We start from the raw sequence: 14,277 nt of genomic DNA on the forward strand, positions 1-14,277 counted from the left end.
CCCTGATCCTATTTGCTAATTTTTTTTCGCTTCCAGCTGCAGCACGGGAGCGATTCCATTTTCGGTATTTTGCGCTTCTCCGCAGACTTCTTCCAGCGTGGGCGCATTTTGCTGGGAAATCACGGCCGATGCGACTCGCAATATTTCCGGGTCATTGCGGACCCGGGGCTGGCCGCGGTCCAGCAGAAAACGGTCCACCACGGGTTCCATCGAGGTTTTGCGGGCGTCGCAGGTCAGAACCCAGAGGCCTTCGGGACTGCGCGTCGCCAAGCCCATTTCAGCCAGTGTTTCCAGGACTTCGTTCAGTTCGTCCTGGTGCAGGCGCAATTGCGCGGCCAGCAGATTGGCGGGCAGGCCTGGCGGATTGGCCGTCTGCGCCTGGCGCAGCGTGCGCAGCGCATCCACGGCGTCCACGAAGGGAGCGCCGGGATAGCGGTTGATTTCCCAGCGGCCCAGGCGGATCAGCGGTGCGCTCGACGCCAGGATCGCTCCCAGCAGCACGGCCAACCATGACAGGTAGATCCAGAGCAGGAAGATGGGCAGGGTGGCGAATGCGCCGTAAATAATGGTGTAGGTGGGGAAGCGGGTCAGGTAGTAGGCGAAAGCCGACTTCATGATTTCCAGCACGATCGCGGTCACGCAGCCCCCGACCAGGGCATCGCGCCAGAGCACCTCGCGGTTCGGGACCATGACGAACAGCGCGGCAAAACCGAGCGCGGTCAACACCAGCGGGATGAACGACACCGCGACGCTGACGGCTTCGGGCACGTCCCGGACCAGCCCCAGCGATTCGCGAGCCACGAACGAGGTCGCCCAAAGACTGGCGCCGGCCACGACCGGTCCTAGCGTGATGATGGCCCAGTACACCAGCGCGCGCTGCCGCAGCGGACGTTGGCGCGTCACGTGCCAGATGTCGTTGAACGCCTTGTCGATCGTCATGATCAGCAACAGCGAGGTGATCAGCAGGAACGCGCCGCCGATGGCGGTCAGGCGCGAAGCCTGGCGCGCGAACTGGTTCAGGTAGTCCATGATGTTGTCCGACACGGACGGCGGCATCAGGCTGTTGGTCAGGAAATCCTCGAGCGCGACGCGGAATTCCTGGAATACCGGGAAGGCGGTGAACAGCGACAGAACCACGGCCAGCATCGGCACGATGGCCAGGACGGTCGTGAAGGTGAGGCTGGACGCGACTTGCAGCAGTTTCTCTTCGCTGGCGCGTTCGGCGCTGAAGCGCACAACACGTCCGGCCCTCGCGATCCATGAAGAGCGCGAGGTCGAGTGCTCGGGGGCCGCCGGCGTCGTGGCGGCAGGCTCGGCAGGGCGATTCATCAGGCGATAATAGCAGCATGAACCCTGAACTCAACCCCCGCTTGCGCCTGTTGGCCTCGGTTTCGCTGTTCGCCCTGATCGTGCTTTGCGTCACCTGGGAGACCGTGGTGGCGCCGTTGCGGCCGGGCGGTTCCTGGATGCTGCTCAAGGCCCTGCCGCTGGCGTTTCCGCTGCGCGGCATCCTGCGCGGCAATCTCTATACCTACCAGTGGGCGTCGATGCTGTCGCTGCTCTACCTGATGGAGGGGGCGGTGCGGGCCATGTCGGATCCGGCTCCGCTGTCCGTATTGATGGCTTGGGGAGAGATCCTGCTGTCGGCCATTTTCTTTTTTAGCGCCATTTTCTACGTGCGGCCCGCCAAGCGGGCTGCCAGGAGGCAACGCGCATGAGCGCCCGTACGCTGTCCGACCTGCGCGTCGTCAACTCGTTTGCCGCCTTGCCTGCGGCCTTTTATACCCGGCTTGCGCCCCAGGCCTTGAACAATCCGCGCCTGCTGCACGGTAACGCGGAGGCGGCGGAACTGATCGGCCTGGACCCGTCGCTCCTGTCCACGCCCGAGTTCCTGAGCGTGTTTTCCGGGGCCCAGCCGCTGCCGGGCGGCGACACCCTGGCGGCGGTCTACAGCGGCCATCAGTTCGGCGTCTGGGCCGGCCAGTTGGGCGATGGCCGCGCCCATCTGTTGGGCGAGGTCGAGGGGCCGCGGGGCAGTTGGGAGTTGCAGCTCAAGGGTTCGGGCATGACGCCGTATTCGCGCATGGGCGATGGCCGCGCGGTGTTGCGTTCGTCGGTGCGCGAGTACCTTGCCAGCGAGGCCATGCACGGGCTGGGCGTGCCCACGACGCGGGCGCTGGCGCTGGTGGTTTCCGACGACCCGGTCATGCGGGAAACGGTGGAAACAGCTGCCATCGTGACGCGCATGTCACCCAGTTTCGTGCGCTTCGGCTCTTTCGAGCATTGGTCCTCGCGGCGCCAGCCCGATATGCTGAAGACGCTGGCGGACTACGTCATAGACCGTTATTACCCGGAATGCAGGGAAGCCGGAACGGGCGAGTCCTCGAACGAGGCGCTGCCCTATATCAACCTGCTGCGTGCCGTCACCCGGCGCACGGCGCTGCTGATGGCGGACTGGCAGGCGGTGGGCTTCTGCCATGGCGTGATGAATACCGACAATATGTCCATACTGGGACTGACGTTGGATTATGGTCCCTACGGTTTCATAGACGGTTTCCGGCTGGGCCATATCTGTAATCACTCGGACTCGGAAGGGCGCTATTCCTGGAACCGCCAGCCGTCCGTCGCTCTCTGGAACCTTTATCGCCTGGGCGGCAGCCTGCACACGCTGGTGCAGGATGTGGAAGGCCTGCGGGCCGTCCTGGATGAATTCGAGACGGTCTTCACGCGCGCCTTCCATGACCGCATGGGCGCCAAGCTGGGGCTGGCCGCCTGGACGCCGGCCGATGAACCGCTGCTGGACGACCTGCTCAAGCTGATGGACGCCAATCAGGCTGACTTCACGTTGACCTGGCGTCGCCTTGCCGATGCCTTGTCCGGCCAGCGCAGCGCGTTCGAAGACCTGTTCATCGACCGGCCCGCGGCAGGAGCCTGGCTGGATCGCCTGATGGCGCGGCACGCACAGGACGGCAGGTTGATGCAGAATGTAACCGCCGGCATGAATCGCGTGAATCCGCTCTACGTGCTGCGCAATCACCTGGCGGAAGAGGCGATCCGGGCGGCCAAGACGGGCGACGCCAGCGAGATCGATAACTTGATGAAGCTGTTGCGCAACCCCTACGAGGCCCAGCGGGGATATGAGCGGTATGCGGGTTTACCGCCGGATTGGGCGGGCAGTCTGGAGGTCAGCTGTTCGTCTTGAAACCGGCCGCCAGCCGTACAACTGGGACATTTGCGAAAGCGATTTTCCTGCGATTTACGGGAAAATAACCGTTTGGACAAGGAATATCGCAGTTTTTTTCCTTGCAATCATTCGTTTCCATTGTAAAAGACGTAAGATTGTCGCCAACGGAATACCCGGGACGCTGCGTCCGCGGGGCATTTGTCGATAATCTTCAAAATAAAGCACTCTAAATATGGCTGGCGCAGATGGTTTGCTGTGTATCGGTCTGCTTGAGGATGACGCCGACTTCCGGGAGGAGTTGGCGTTAGGCTTGGGTGGCTATGGTTTCCGGGTGGCATTCGCCTGTGATAATGCCGCGGCGTTTTATCGTCGGTTGCAGGAACAGCCCTGCGACATCGTCATTCTTGACGCCCACCTGCCCGGGGAAGACGGTTTCTCCGTGGCGACCCGCCTGCGCGCCCTCAGCCCCGTCGGTATCGTCATGCTGACAGGCCGTAGCGCGCTGGAAGACCGGGTGCGCGGCCTGGAAGGCGGCGCCGATGTCTACATGACCAAGCCTGTGGACCTGCTGGAACTCAGTTCCGTCATCCGCAGTTTGGCACGCCGGATGCGCCTGGCGAAGGCTCCGCGGCCGGTGGATGCGGAAACGCGCGCCACCGCCGACACGTCGTGGTCTCTGCAGGACGGAGGCTGGATCCTGGTTGCGCCCGATGGCGCCTCGCTGCACCTGAGCGCCCAGGAACGGACCTTCCTGGTCGCCTTGATGGATGCCGCTGGCAGCGCGGTCAGCCGTCAGGTCCTGGCGGAATTGTTCCTGCCGGACAGCCCGGGCGGCTTTGAATTGCGCCGTATCGACGTGCTGGTCAGCCGTTTGCGCGCCAAGGCGCAAAGCGCGGGCCTGAAGCTGCCCGTGTTGTCGGTGCGCGGCCAGGGTTACGTGTTCGCGGCCTGAAGACGCCAGGGGCGGTCAAGCCGCCGGAGCGCTGGCGGGCAGGGTGACGACGAAACGCGTGCCCACGCCGACTTCGCTTTCCACGGTCAGTGTGCCGCCCTGGTTCTCGCAGATGCGCCGGGCCAGGTAGAGTCCGATACCCATGCCCTGGGTTTCGCGGTGCGCCGTACGCCGGAAATGCGGCTCGAAGATCTTGGCTTGCTCCTCCAAGCCTATGCCCGGGCCGCGGTCGGTGACGGCGACCCACGCCATGGGAATGGCTCCCACCCGGGCTTCACCGGTTTCTATGCGCACGGGCTCATTCGCCGGCGAATATTTGATGGCATTGTGAATCAGGTTGCGCACCACCACGCTGGTCAGCGGGCGGTCGCAGTAGACCGGCAAGGAGGCGCTGGCTTGCACCATCAGCGCATGCGCGGTGTCGGGCTGCATGGCGGTGACGACATCGAGCACCAGATCCGCCATGTCCGTTTGCTCTCCGCGCGGCGTCCAGGCCTGTTCGCCCAGCCTGTCCTGGTTCAGCAGCTGATCCATGAGTTCGGTCATGCGGGCGACCGACCGATGTATGCGCGCCAAGCGGTTGTCCACGGCCTCGCCGCTCTCGGCAAGTATCATGTCCAGGGACTGGGCTGCCGCGCTGACGGTGGCAAGCGGCGCGCGCAGTTCGTGCGAGATCAGTGCGTTCATCTGGCGCTGCGTATCCAGCGCGCCGGCCAGTTCGGCCAGCCGCAACTCGCCCTGGGCCAGGTGTTCCGCGTCGGTGTGTTCGTGGTCTTTGCGTTTCGATCCCTGTTGCGGGTGGCCCTGTTGATTGATCGCCAGCAGGATCAAGGCGCTCGACACCAGCAGCAACCGCGCCAATTCGGCGAACGTTCCCGCTGCGGCCTGCGGCTGCCAGGCGTCCTGCCCCAGCAACCAGGCCGAGATGCCGTAGGCGCCGGCCAAGGTCAGCGCGACCGCTCTTGCTGGCGACGGGCTGGCGGCGCGGACCATGAGCCAGGTGGCCAGCGGCAGGCTGGCGATGGCGCAGGCCCCGGCGATCGCGGCGGACATGACACCGTTGCCTGGGTCGTACGCGAGGATCAACGCCAGTATCGCCACTATCATCAGGGCCAGGCTGGCCCAGCGGCAGGCTGTCGCCAGCTTGTCGGCGGCTGTTTCTTTTAGGATGGGTGCAGTGAGCGCCAGCAGGGCGGCATAGGAGCCGGCCTGTAGCGCCGCCGCCGGCAACAGCGCGGGTATGGAGCGGAACACTCCCTCGACCAACATGAAGGCCAGTCCCGCGCCGAAAATGGCATTGCGGGTGGCCGCCCATGCGACCGCGCAGGCTACGGCACAGGCCGTGGCGACACCGGCGGTCAGGCCCAGATGCAGGTCTTCGTGTGAAACGCCCATGCCGTAGGCCAGGGCCGCGTCGGGACCGAGCAGGGCGCATAGCAGCATCCCCCCGCGGGGCAGCATGGCTTGCCGAACCGCGGAGGCGTTACCGGTGCGCCGCGGGCGGGACGGCCAGAGAGCGCGAAAAAGCCAACAGATGCGAAGCAGCATGCCTTCCGTCAACTGGAAACCCATGGATGAGCAGGCGCGAGATCGTGCGCCTGGGCGGAGTTTACGACAGGCCCGCGCATGGCATGCACGCCCAGGCCCGCCAGGACATTCTGCGTGGCAATGTCTGGCACGTCCTCGGCGTAGACCGCGATATTCAGTGCGGCCGCCGTGGCCACCACCGTGGCGGCGAGGTGTTGGCTGCCCGGGCTGTGAAGCAGGCCGGTGATGAAGCCGCCACATAGCTTCAGATAGGACAAGGGGAATTCGTGCAGGTGCTCGATGGCGCCGAACTGGTATGACAGTCGGCTTACGCCGACGCGGGCGCCTGCAGCCACGACGATGTCGCAAAGCGGGTGCAAGTCGGTTCCCTGCGCGGCCAGGGCCGCCGCGTCGATTTCAACGATCAGGCGCGCGCTCAGGGCGGGGCGGTCGGCCAGCATGCGTTGGAGCCTGGACTGGAACGAAGGCTGGGCGATCGATGCCAGCGAAATTGGCACTGCCAGCGCGCCGGGGCGCGCGTACAGCCAGTCCAGCCCCAGGCGGATGGCTTGTATGTCGCATTCCGCGGACAGGCCGAGGCGGACGGCGGGAGGCATGAAGATCGTAGCCGGCACGGGATCCGCGTCGCTGGTGTCGTGCAGGGTCAGGCTGGCTTCCTGGTGCAGCAGGCTGCCGGAAAGATCGTGCAGAGGCTGCACGGACAAGGAGAACCTGTGCTGTTCGAGCGCGGTGACCAGCGCGTCGTGCCAGCTGTATTCGCCGATGTGCGTGCTGTCCGGCGCGCGGCTGGCCGGGGCGATCTGGTCGTCGTCGGCGCTTTCGGCGCACATCAGGGCGTGGTCCAGCCGCGCCAGCGTGTCGCTCATGCCGTCTCCTGGCGCGTAGGAGGCCATCGCCAAGGCCCAGCGGCAGGATTCGTGCTTGTCCATGGGCACGCGCAGCGAGCGCAGTTCGCGCCGCACCCGCTCGGCCAGCAGGCTGGCTTGAGGCGCCGAGGCGCGGGGCAGCAGCAGCGCAAAATCCGAACCGCTGATGCGCGCGAGCATGGCTCCCGGACCGCCGAATTCAGCGACCAGCTTGCGCAGCCGGTCGGAAGACGAGCGCAGCCACTGGTCCGTGAAGGCGCGCGAGAGATGTCGGTTGATCTGCGCCAAGTCGCGTTGCCGGAACATCAGCAGATGGCCGCCCGCGTCAGGGTCCTTGTCCGCCAGCGCCAATCTGAACTGGTCGACAAAATACTTGCGGTTGTGCAGCCGGGTGACGGGATCCCTGTAGATTTCGCTCTGTAGCGATTCGATCCGCGCATTCTGTTCCTGGACCGTGGCGGCGACTATGCGTTGCGCGTCCACCAGCGCCTGGTCGACGCCCGCCAGTTCGCAGGCGCCGTTCAATGTGTTGCGGTTGCCCGGCGCCAGCGCGCGCACGCGCTCACAGATGTCGCGCGAGGTGCGAGCTTCAATCCGCCGCGCCAGGTTCACGGAGAACAGGACCCATAGCAGGCCCGCGGCCAGCATCAATCCGAGGACCCGTACGCCGCCTTGCCATAGCGTATCGCGAGCAGTCCGCGAATCCGCTTGTACGGTCACGACACCTCGTGAACTGCCGTCCGGGGCCGAGTAGGGCCGCGATACGACGGGGGCGACCATGTTCAGCCAAGCGTCACGCCAATCGTACTCTCTGGTCTGCGGATCGGTTTGCGGCGTTTGGCGCTCGATGACGGGCGCGCCCCTGTCGTCCGTGATGCGCACCAGCGCATAGTCCCCTCCCGCGAACATTTCATCCGCCAGCGCAGTCCGTTCATCGGGGGTGGCAGTCGCATGCGACAAGGCCCAGGCCAGCGCGTTGGCGCCGTCGTCGCTCTGCTGCGCCAACTGCGCGCTCAGATAGCGGTGCGCGGCCAGCATCCCCACCGTCTGTGCGCCGAGCAGAACCAGGCCGATCAGGAGGGCAGTGAAGAAAAGGAGCCGGCGGAAAGTGGACATGTATTTGGAGGTTCCCTTCCTGGCCATTGCGTGGCCTGAACTGAGGACTGCCAGTTGTCCGGATGGAATGGCGTCGGATCGCGATCAGCGCTAGAGGGCCTGGATACGGGTGTGATACGAGTCACTAATACATCAGTGGTACAGCAATTCTACATGTCACAGAACGTGCCGAATATTACTAAATTCGTGCCGTAAGGGGCCAAGCTGTGCAATTATTTCGAAGCTGTCTGATTTTGAATGACAACTATCGAGACACGGTGTATTAATTTTTCGGGTGTAGCTGTCGTAAGTAGTAGGCGAGCATGGCGCGAGGGCCGGCGCCAATCTGCCGTGGCTCATCCCGAAGCCCTCCGTGAGCAACCAAAGTAACCGTAGGAATACAGGGAAAAGAGGTGCGTTGCCTCTGAAGTGTGGCGTTTTTTGCGAAAATAATGCATATTTTAAAAAATGTTACAGTCCTTGGGTTCCCTTTCGAACCGCAACGCCAGGGGCTTATGGATAGGGGGCTTCGTGCGTGAGAGTTACCTGCTCGCACTGTGCCTGACGCTTGCGGGCGCACTTGTAGCGATATGCTGGGTCTTCGTACGCAGGGAACGCCTGCTGCGTCAACGCCTGACGCGCGATGAACTGACCGGTGTCCTGAATCAGCAGGAATTGCACCGGCGCGCCCGCGCCTGGCTCAACAATGCAGAGGGCCGCTCGCGCCGCGGCGCGTTCTTCCTGGTGAGCTTCGAGCAATATGCCGAGATCAGCGCCATGTTGCGCGCGGGCGAAGATCAAGCCCTGCTGGTGCAGGTGGCCAATCGCCTGGGGTTGATCTGCCGGTCGATGGGCGGCATGGTGGCGCGTTCGGGGGCGGATGCTTTCACGGTCTGCGCACCCGATGTGGATGAGGCGGGGGCGGCCCAGGTGTCGGCCAAGCTGCTGGAAGCCCTGAGCGTACCCTACGAGCTGGGCGGACGTCCGCTGATGGCCATGTTCCGCGTCGGCGCCGCCTTGTATCCCGAGCACGGCCGCAGCGTGGAAGAACTGCAGCGCTGTGTCCAGGTGGCCCTGCTGCCGCTGAAGGAGCGCGGCGGCCCAGGCTGGAACTTGTTTGATTTCCGCATGCTGGCGCGCCAGCGCGACCAGCAGGGGCTGGAAAACGACCTGCGGCTGGCGCTGACCACGCCGGACATGGATCAGTTCGAACTGTATTACCAGCCGGTCTGTGACAGCGGCACCGGCATGGTGCAGGGCTGCGAGGCGCTGCTGCGCTGGCATCACCCCGTGCTCGGCAGCGTCTCGCCCGCGGTGACCATCGAATTGGCCGAGCGCAGCGGCCTGATCGTGCCGTTGGGAGCCTGGATATTGGAGCGGGCGTGTACCCAGGCGGCGCTATGGCCGGCGACCTGGCGCGTGCACGTAAACCTGTCGGTCAAGCAGATGAACGAAGATGGCTTGGTCGAACTCGTGTCGAATGCGCTGGCGGCCGCAAACCTTGCCCCGCGCAAGCTGGTGCTGGAGATAACGGAATCCCTCTTCATCCTGCATTACGAACGGCATGTGAAGATCCTGAACACGCTGCGTGCGATGGGCATCGGCGTGGCGTTGGACGATTTCGGCTGCGGCTATTCCAGTCTGAACCATCTGCGTTGCCTGCCGATCGACTGGGTCAAGATCGACCGCAGCTTCATCTCCGCGCTGGAATCCGATGCCGGCAGCCGCGAAGTGGTCTCGGCGCTGTTCGGCCTGTGCCAGGCGATGCATCTGCCGGTGGTGGCCGAAGGCGTCGAAACCGAGGGGCAGCGCGAGATCCTGAAGTCCCTGGGATGCCGGGTGATGCAAGGTTTCCTGTTGGGACGTCCCGCGCCGGCGTCCGAAATCCAGGCTTTGGCCTCGGCGGTGTCATAATCGGGGTTGCTTGCAAACCCCACCTGTTGACTCCCTATGCCCGGCAATACCCTAGGTACCCTCTTTACCGTCACCAATTTCGGCGAATCCCACGGGCCGGCCATCGGTTGCGTCGTGGACGGCTGTCCTCCGGGACTGTCGCTGGACGCTTCCGACATTCAGCTCGAACTGGACCGTCGCCGTCCTGGCACGTCACGTCACGTCACGCAGCGCCAGGAAGCAGATCAGGTGGAAATCCTGTCGGGCGTCTACGAGGGAGTGACGACGGGCACGCCCATCGGCCTGCTCATCCGCAACACGGATGCGCGCAGCAAGGACTACTCCAATATTGCCGATACCTTCCGTCCGGGCCATGCCGATTACGCCTACTGGCGCAAGTTCGGCGTGCGCGACCCGCGCGGGGGCGGCCGTTCCTCCGCGCGCTTGACGGCGCCGACCGTGGCGGCAGGCGCCATCGCCAAGAAATGGCTGGCGGAACAATACGGCGTCAAGGTGCGCGGCTATATGAGCCAGCTCGGCCCCATTGCGATCCCCTTCGTTTCGTGGGAAGACGTTCCCAATAATCCGTTCTATGCGCCAAACGCCGCGGTCGTTCCCGAACTGGAAGCCTACATGGACCAGTTGCGCCGCGACGGCGACTCCGTGGGCGCCCGGATCGAGGTCGTGGCCGAGAACCTGCCCGCGGGCTGGGGCGAACCGATCTACGACCGCCTGGACGCCGACATCGCACACGTGATGATGGGCCTGAATGCCGTGAAGGGCGTGTCGATCGGAGCGGGTTTTGACAGCATCGCTCAACGAGGCTCGGAGCACGGCGACGAAATTACCCCGGACGGTTTCCTGACCAATAACGCGGGCGGAGTGTTGGGCGGCATTTCCACTGGCCAGCCAGTCACCGTTTCGCTGGCCATCAAGCCGACCTCCAGTATCCGGGTCGAGCGCCGCTCCGTGAACCGCGCCAACGACCCGGTCATGGTGCAGACGCTGGGCCGTCACGACCCTTGCGTCGGCATCCGCGCCACGCCCATCGCAGAAGCGATGCTGGCGTTGGTCTTGATAGATCATGCCCTGCGCCACCGCGGCCAGTGCGGCGATCCGGTAGTCTGATACGCTGTTGTTCTTCGAATTGCCTGGGAGGTCCGTCATGAACCGGAAACGTCATCTGCTGCGCAACGCGGGCGCGGCGCTCGCGCTGGCGGCCCTGGCGGGCTGCACCGGCATGAATACCACGCAGTCGGGCGCCATCGGCGTCAACCGGACCCAGTACATGTCCAGCATGGTGCCTTCGCAGGCGCTGGAACAAGAGGCGACCCAGCAGTACGCCGACATACTCAAGCAGGCGCAAGCCAAGGGCCTGCTGGACCGCGACCCTCAACAGGTGGCGCGGGTCCGCACCATTTCCCAGCGGCTGATCGCGCAGGCAGGAGTCTTCCGGCCTGACGCCGCCAACTGGAAATGGGAGGTGCATGTGTTGTCCAGCAACGAGATCAACGCCTGGTGCATGCCGGGCGGCAAGATTGCGGTCTACACGGGCTTGCTGGCCAAGATCAAACCCACGGACGATGAGCTGGCGGCGGTGCTGGGCCATGAGATTTCGCACGCCTTGCGGGAGCATGCGCGCGAACGCGTATCCCAGCAGATGGCCACCAACCTGGGGTTGTCGGTGCTGGCGATCGCCACTGGGTCTTCCGCGGCGTCCGACCTGGGCGAACAGTTCACCAGCGTCATGTTCACGCTGCCCAACAGCCGCACGCACGAAACCGAAGCAGACCGCATGGGTGTGGAGCTGGCGGCCAGGGCGGGATACGATCCGCGCGCCGCCGTGACGCTGTGGCAGAAGATGGGCGCGGCAGATCAGGGCAGCGCGCCGCCTGAAATCCTGTCGACCCACCCGTCTGCCGCATCGCGCATCAGCGATCTGCAGGCCGCAGCCCAGCAGGTGCTGCCGCTGTACGAACAGTCCAAGGGTAAAGCCGCCCGCTGAGGCGGCTGCGGCGGCCGTGATTTTTACGGCCGCCTTTTGAATCGCTGTCTTATGACACGGCTGTCCTGACGCCGGGACCGCGCATGACAGCGATGCCCAGCCTGGCCAGGATGCGCTGCGTTTCGGCATCCGGCACATCTTCGGCATAGACCGCTATCTTCAAGCCGCGCGCGGTTTCCAGCACCGATGCCGTCAACTGTTGGCTGCCGGGGCTTTGCGACATGCCGCCGACGAAACCGCCGCCCAGTTTCACGTACGACAAGGGCAGGGTGTGCAACTGCGCAACTGCGCCGAACTGCTGAGCCAGGCGGCGCACGCCGATATGCGTGCCGAACTCCGATGCGACGCGGGCCAGCGTGGCGATCTGCTCGTGGCATTCCACCAGGCCGTGCGCGTCGATTTCCAGGTACAGACGGCGCGCCAGAGGCCGGTGTTCGGTCAGCAACAGGGCCAACTGGCGGAAGAACTTCTGGCCTCGCAACGAGGGCAGGGCCACCCGCACAGCCAGTTCGCCCGGGTTGGCGGCCAGCCAGTCCAGCCCCAGGCTCACGGCTTCCAGGTCGCAATCAGCCACCAGATCCAGGCGCACGGCCGGCGGGATGAACAGCGTGGCGGGGATCGGCACCTGGTCGGCCGCGGTCCGCAGCATCAGCATCGCTTCGGTACGGACGGTGCTGCCGTCGGTGGCTCGCAGGTCTTCCGTGGCCAGCTCGAAACAATGTTCCTCCAGGGCGGATTGGATCGCGTCCTTCCAGGCGCGTTCACCCGATTCCGAAGGCGACTGCATGTCGGTCGCTCCGGCGATCACGACATGGTCGTTGCCGGCGCTTTCCGCCCGCATCAAGCCGAAATCCAGGCGTGCAAGCACCGGCCCGGCCTGGCTGCCGTGGCCATAGTCGGTCATGGCCTGCGCCCAACGGCACAGATGTCCTTCACCCACGGGAATGCGGGAAGCGTGCAGGTCGGCGCGCACCTGCTCGGCCACCATCATGGCCTGGGGCGCCGCGCAGCCCGGCAGCAGCAAGGCGAAATCCGAGCCGTTCAGGCGGGCCAGCAGGGGCGAGGCCACGTGCATGCTCTTGAGCGTGCCGCGGATGCGCTCGCAAGCCGTGCGCAGCCATTGGTCGATGAACTCGCGCGGCATATGGCGATTCAGGTCCGCCAGGTCGCGTTGGCGGAACACCAGAACGTGGCCGCCGTCGATGCCACGGCCGCTTGTGAGGGCAGGGGCCTCCAGCGCGCGGCGGAACTCGTTGACGAAGTACTTGCGGTTCGGCAGGCCCGTGACCGGATCCTGGTTCAGCTCCAGCTCCAGCGACTCGATCTTGGCGTTCTGTTCTTCGACGCTGGCATGGATGCGTTCGCGGGTCTGGTTCAGCGCCTGCACCACCCCGGACAGTTCAGGCACGCGCGCCTCGACCTGTTCCGTCGGGGAGTCCTGGCCGATACTGCGCACGTGGTCGCTGATTTCACGCAGCAGGCGGTTCTTGATCCAGCCCACCAGCATGAAGGCGAATACGGCCCACAGGATGCCGGCGCCCACCACCAGGGCGATCATCTTGAGGCTGCTGCGCCACAGGGCTTCCCATGCATAGGCGTCGTTGGCGATTAGCGTGACCTCGCCGATCTGGCGCCAGCCGTCGCTGACGGCATGGCTGGCCGATTGCGTCGTCAAGGGGGCCAGCGCCTGAAACCAGGCCGGGACCGACGCCGCGGTGGCCGTGGATTTCCGTTCGATCAGAACCTTGCCTTCCGGATCGCTCAAGCGCACCAGCGAGAAATGCCCGCCGTCATAGAGCGCCGACACCAGCAGCTCTTGCACGACCGGGTCGTTGTTCGCTGGCTGCGAGAGCGACAGCGCCAACGACACGGCGGCGTCCGTGCTCTGCACCTGCAGTTGGCCGGACAGGTACTCCCGAGCGGAATTCACGCTGAGCGCGAGCGTGCCCAGCAGGATGACGCCGATGGCGAGGGTAACGCTGAGCAATAGCTGTCGAAGTATGGACATAGTCTTATTTCCGGACATCAGGGGCGCACGCCTTCCCGTTCCATGCGTTGAAGTAGATCACGCCAGCGGCTGAGACGGTCAACCGGCGCGGCGGGCTTGCCATCCACATAGACGCCGTCGGCATTGAAACTGAATACCGGCGTCAGGTCGCGACGCTGCGTGGCGGGCAAAATGGTCGAGATCAGGTTGTCCAGCACCAGCGGCACGGCATTGGGGGTTTCGTAATAACCCAGCACCATGTGGGCGATCTGGGTGCTGCTGGCCGCGCCGCCGATGCGCGCGCGGACATAGATGAATCGCAGCTTGTTGGCCGGCACGCCCAGCGCCAGCAGCGTGAAGTACTTGCCGATGACGTAGTCTTCGCAGTCGCCGGCGCCCCTGCCCAGCGATTCTAACGGCGTGGCCCAGTAATCGGCCTGTTTCCAGATGGTGATGTCCTCGCCGGACATCAGGGAGCGGTTCCAGAAATCATTGGCCTGTGTCAGCGCGCCTCTTTCCTGGGCAGAGGGGGGACTGCGCATCAATTGCAGCCATTCCGATACCGCCTTGGAGCCTTTTGCGCCATAGCGACTGGCCGACAGGCTTTGCAGCCGGTCGGCATTCACTTCCAGGGCGGAACTTCCGCCCCAGCCGCAAGCCAGGCATAGCAAAGCCAGTCGGCACAGATTCAGCGTGCGGCGGAAACGGCGGGACGATGGCATGAAACGGATTTTCACATTTTTCCGG

Annotated in this window: 11 protein-coding genes; 6 read left to right on the plus strand and 5 right to left on the minus strand. The window is 64.6% G+C overall.

Going from position 1 to position 14,277, the window contains the following annotated elements; genetic code table 11:
- Window positions 1–15 precede the first annotated feature (15 nt).
- Window positions 16–1,329: a YihY family inner membrane protein gene (locus ACM1PE_RS06580; protein ID WP_419342728.1), complete on the minus strand. Its 1,314-nt coding sequence runs from the start codon at window positions 1,327–1,329 to the stop codon at window positions 16–18.
- Window positions 1,330–1,346: 17 nt separating this feature from the next.
- Here ACM1PE_RS06580 and ACM1PE_RS06585 point away from each other — a divergent pair, with 17 nt between their 5' ends.
- The 3 genes from ACM1PE_RS06585 to ACM1PE_RS06595 all read left to right on the plus strand — a co-directional run bounded on the left by ACM1PE_RS06585 (window position 1,347) and on the right by ACM1PE_RS06595 (window position 4,136).
- Entirely contained in the window at window positions 1,347–1,718 is a 372-nt protein-coding gene (locus ACM1PE_RS06585) for a DUF2069 domain-containing protein (protein ID WP_118933146.1), read from the plus strand.
- A complete protein-coding gene (locus ACM1PE_RS06590; protein ID WP_419342730.1) occupies window positions 1,715–3,202 on the plus strand; it encodes a protein adenylyltransferase SelO in 1,488 nt (495 codons plus the stop codon). Before ACM1PE_RS06585 ends, ACM1PE_RS06590 begins: the two co-directional genes overlap by 4 nt.
- 214 nt (window positions 3,203–3,416) lie before the next feature.
- Window positions 3,417–4,136 carry a response regulator transcription factor gene (locus ACM1PE_RS06595; protein WP_054458575.1) on the plus strand — a complete coding sequence of 240 codons (720 nt, stop codon included), beginning with the start codon at window positions 3,417–3,419 and terminating at the stop codon, window positions 4,134–4,136.
- A gap of 15 nt (window positions 4,137–4,151) precedes the next feature.
- On the opposite strand, the gene ACM1PE_RS06600 is transcribed toward ACM1PE_RS06595, so the two are convergent.
- Together ACM1PE_RS06600 and ACM1PE_RS06605 are read right to left on the minus strand one after the other, a co-directional pair.
- On the minus strand, window positions 4,152–5,597 hold the full coding sequence (locus ACM1PE_RS06600) for a sensor histidine kinase (RefSeq protein ID WP_419342732.1): 1,446 nt from the start codon (window positions 5,595–5,597) through the stop codon (window positions 4,152–4,154).
- A 95-nt stretch (window positions 5,598–5,692) separates the two neighbouring features.
- Window positions 5,693–7,666, minus strand: coding sequence for an EAL domain-containing protein (locus ACM1PE_RS06605; RefSeq protein WP_059379008.1), 1,974 nt, complete (start codon window positions 7,664–7,666; stop codon window positions 5,693–5,695).
- 510 nt (window positions 7,667–8,176) lie between these two features.
- On the opposite strand from ACM1PE_RS06605, the gene ACM1PE_RS06610 reads away from it, so the two are divergent.
- Genes ACM1PE_RS06610 through ACM1PE_RS06620 form a run of 3 tightly spaced genes read left to right on the plus strand, consistent with a single transcriptional unit; the run spans window position 8,177 to window position 11,543 of the window.
- A complete protein-coding gene (locus ACM1PE_RS06610; RefSeq protein ID WP_059379010.1) occupies window positions 8,177–9,559 on the plus strand; it encodes a putative bifunctional diguanylate cyclase/phosphodiesterase in 1,383 nt (460 codons plus the stop codon).
- 36 nt (window positions 9,560–9,595) lie between these two features.
- Window positions 9,596–10,666: a chorismate synthase gene (gene aroC, locus ACM1PE_RS06615; protein ID WP_419342734.1), complete on the plus strand. Its 1,071-nt coding sequence runs from the start codon at window positions 9,596–9,598 to the stop codon at window positions 10,664–10,666.
- Window positions 10,667–10,703: 37 nt separating this feature from the next.
- Window positions 10,704–11,543, plus strand: a complete 840-nt coding sequence (locus ACM1PE_RS06620; RefSeq protein ID WP_059379015.1) for a M48 family metallopeptidase — start codon at window positions 10,704–10,706, stop codon at window positions 11,541–11,543.
- Between the two features lie 49 nt (window positions 11,544–11,592).
- On the opposite strand, the gene ACM1PE_RS06625 is transcribed toward ACM1PE_RS06620, so the two are convergent.
- Window positions 11,593–13,551, minus strand: coding sequence for a LapD/MoxY N-terminal periplasmic domain-containing protein (locus tag ACM1PE_RS06625; protein WP_419342735.1), 1,959 nt, complete (start codon window positions 13,549–13,551; stop codon window positions 11,593–11,595).
- Between the two features lie 17 nt (window positions 13,552–13,568).
- Window positions 13,569–14,252 carry a transglutaminase-like cysteine peptidase gene (locus ACM1PE_RS06630; protein ID WP_187523989.1) on the minus strand — a complete coding sequence of 228 codons (684 nt, stop codon included), beginning with the start codon at window positions 14,250–14,252 and terminating at the stop codon, window positions 13,569–13,571.
- Window positions 14,253–14,277: the final 25 nt, after the last annotated feature.

This window comes from Achromobacter sp. PD1 (assembly GCF_048541815.1).
GTDB lineage: Bacteria > Pseudomonadota > Gammaproteobacteria > Burkholderiales > Burkholderiaceae_B > Achromobacter > Achromobacter bronchisepticus_A.

What these genes read in the sequence shown, in the direction of transcription:
- ACM1PE_RS06605 (WP_059379008.1), bottom strand. Translation starts at nt 7,666, where the DNA reads ATGTCCACTTTCCGCCGGCTCCTTTTCTTCACTGCCCTCCTGATCGGC.
- ACM1PE_RS06625 (WP_419342735.1), bottom strand. Translation starts at nt 13,551, where the DNA reads ATGTCCATACTTCGACAGCTATTGCTCAGCGTTACCCTCGCCATCGGC.
- ACM1PE_RS06600 (WP_419342732.1), bottom strand. Translation starts at nt 5,597, where the DNA reads ATGCTGCCCCGCGGGGGGATGCTGCTATGCGCCCTGCTCGGTCCCGAC.
- ACM1PE_RS06595 (WP_054458575.1), top strand. Translation starts at nt 3,417, where the DNA reads ATGGCTGGCGCAGATGGTTTGCTGTGTATCGGTCTGCTTGAGGATGAC.
- ACM1PE_RS06590 (WP_419342730.1), top strand. Translation starts at nt 1,715, where the DNA reads ATGAGCGCCCGTACGCTGTCCGACCTGCGCGTCGTCAACTCGTTTGCC.
- ACM1PE_RS06630 (WP_187523989.1), bottom strand. Translation starts at nt 14,252, where the DNA reads ATGCCATCGTCCCGCCGTTTCCGCCGCACGCTGAATCTGTGCCGACTG.
- ACM1PE_RS06580 (WP_419342728.1), bottom strand. Translation starts at nt 1,329, where the DNA reads ATGAATCGCCCTGCCGAGCCTGCCGCCACGACGCCGGCGGCCCCCGAG.
- ACM1PE_RS06585 (WP_118933146.1), top strand. Translation starts at nt 1,347, where the DNA reads ATGAACCCTGAACTCAACCCCCGCTTGCGCCTGTTGGCCTCGGTTTCG.
- ACM1PE_RS06620 (WP_059379015.1), top strand. Translation starts at nt 10,704, where the DNA reads ATGAACCGGAAACGTCATCTGCTGCGCAACGCGGGCGCGGCGCTCGCG.
- aroC (WP_419342734.1), top strand. Translation starts at nt 9,596, where the DNA reads ATGCCCGGCAATACCCTAGGTACCCTCTTTACCGTCACCAATTTCGGC.